At 46.9% G+C, this 1,744-nt stretch carries 2 protein-coding genes; both read left to right on the forward strand.

What is annotated here, in order from left to right; translation table 11 throughout:
• Positions 1-1,263 (forward strand): SpoIVB peptidase (gene spoIVB, locus B3W37_RS01245; RefSeq protein WP_483174549.1); only part of this gene is annotated, 1,263 nt, incomplete at its 5' end.
• 185 nt (positions 1,264-1,448) lie between these two features.
• The coding region (locus tag B3W37_RS01250; protein ID WP_483174550.1) for a response regulator at positions 1,449-1,744 on the forward strand (296 nt) is incomplete at its 3' end.

Here is a 1,744-nt window from a genome sequence, read left to right on the forward strand (position 1 = left end):
CCCCATCAGCAGAAAATGGTGGTAGGTGAAACCAACATCATTCCCATGCAGCTTCCCGGCTTGCTGGAAGAACGGCTGGTTTTGGAGATCTTTAATCCATCCCGCAGCGTTTTTGCTTCCCAGGGGGATCCAGCCGTAGTCGTATCCAAAAATGGTTCCGCTTATGAGATAACTGCTTTAAAACCCGGCAAGGCCTCCCTCAAGATCAAACTCCTGGGCTACATTCCTTTAAAATCAATATCCATCGAATCGGTCCCGCCTCGACGGGTGGTGGTTGGAGGACACTCCATCGGGGTTTTGCTGCAATCACGGGGCATAATGGTGGTGGGTTTTGCGCCTATTGTTGACAGCCAGGGGCAAAAACTATATCCCGCCCGGGAACAGGGGGTGGAGATTGGGGATCTGGTCCTAAAAGTCAATAATCAGGATGTAAGCACTGAAACCGATTTGGCACAAATCATCGATACCGTCAAAGACAGCGAACTGGTCCTCAATATTAAACGCAAGGACCGGATCATTGATTTGACAATAAAACCGGCTTTTTGTGCAGAGACCCAGCGTTTTCGGGTGGGGCTTTTTGTTCGCGACGGGGTGGTGGGAGTAGGCACCATGACCTTTTGGGACCCCGAAACCCGCCAGTATGCAGCCCTGGGACATATAATCATGGATGCGGACACCAAGCAAGGTATCGATGTATTAAAAGGGCGCATCGTATCTGCATCAATTCAGACCATCAAACCCGGCAAACCCGGGCGTCCGGGGGAAAAAATCGGGGTCTTTCAGGGTGAGAGCACCCTTAAAGGCAGTATTTCTAAAAATACTGAAGCCGGCATTTTTGGGAGCACCGAGGGCGTAGTCGAAAACCCGGCCTCGGCGCACAGCGTTGAAATCGGCTATGCCCATCAGGTTCATACCGGCCCGGCCCATATATATACAGTTGTAAACGGCACCAGCATCGAGGAATTTGAAGTGACTATAGAAAAAGTGTACCCGGAACGTAAAAATGGCAAAGGTATGGTGGTTAAAATCGAGGATCCCCGTTTGTTGACCATCACCGGGGGCATTGTCCAGGGCATGAGCGGCAGTCCCATTGTGCAGGACGGGCGTTTGATAGGGGCAATAACCCATGTTTTCCTAAACGATCCTCAGCGCGGCTACGGTATATTTATGGATAACATTTTGTCGGAAATGCCGGTACAGAATAACACTGTAAGCTCTTTTTCGACATCGATTTTTTCGCCCGCCCTGGCGAACTGTGCTTAAAAGCCCCCTTATTTTCAATATCGGTTGTCAGCCCCTCTCCAGATCCTGGTTTAGTCCCTTTGTTTGTTTATGACATTGCCTGTGGTATTTTAGGTTAATTTAGGTTAATAAAAAAGCAGGAAATACCTGGGGAATAGTCGAAATCGGTTCTACAATGAGTCGGGAATAGGAGGGGTTTTTAAGAAATGTTTTTTGATAACGACAAAATCAAAGTTCTGATTGCAGATGACAACCGTGAATTCTGTGGAATACTCAGGGATTATTTCACTAATGATCCCGATTTTGAATTAGTTGATGTTTGCACCAACGGTATGGAAGTTCTTAATGTTTTACAAAAACAAGAGGTTCAGGTTTTAATTCTAGATCTTATCATGCCATACATGGATGGAATTGGAGTATTAGAGAAAATTAACAGCATCAATCTGGAGACCAGACCCAAGATCATCATACTAACCGCTTTCGGACAAGAAAATGTCACCCA

This window comes from Syntrophomonas sp. UBA5494 (assembly GCF_002426325.1).